Source organism: Paraburkholderia caffeinilytica (assembly GCF_046030355.1).
Classification (GTDB): domain Bacteria; phylum Pseudomonadota; class Gammaproteobacteria; order Burkholderiales; family Burkholderiaceae; genus Paraburkholderia; species Paraburkholderia caffeinilytica_B.
In genome coordinates, this window is the sequence record NZ_JAQQCQ010000069.1 from 1 (window position 1) to 376 (window position 376).

The 376-nt window shown below is 59.6% G+C and carries 1 protein-coding gene; it reads right to left on the reverse strand.

Translation table 11 applies throughout. The annotated features are described in order from the left end of the window. A partial coding sequence (locus PQQ95_RS36555; RefSeq protein ID WP_408447269.1) for an ATP-binding cassette domain-containing protein occupies positions 1-276 on the reverse strand: 276 nt, incomplete at its 3' end. Positions 277-376: the final 100 nt, after the last annotated feature.

Genomic DNA, 376 nt, shown 5'->3' on the forward strand with positions numbered 1-376 from the left:
ATCCTCGCCGTCGACGAAAATGCGCCCGGAGGTCACCGATTCGAGCCCGGCGAGCATGCGCAGAAGGGTGGACTTGCCGCAGCCGGAGCTGCCGAGCAGCGCGAACAGTTCATTCTTCGCGATACTCAGGTTGACATTGTCGACAGCGGTGCTGTCGCCGAATTTCTTGACGACGTTTTCGATGCGGACGAATTCGTCCGGTTTCGATTTTGTCGTCGGGGCGGGGCGGGCCATCTGGGTGGCGCCGGCTACGCTATTTGATGTCGTCGAGTTCATGATGTAACCATTCCTTGCGGATCGCGAGCGCAAGTGTCTCCATACGGGCCGCATTAAGCGGCTCGCAAGATGCGCTGCGATCGGAAAACATGGGACTGCG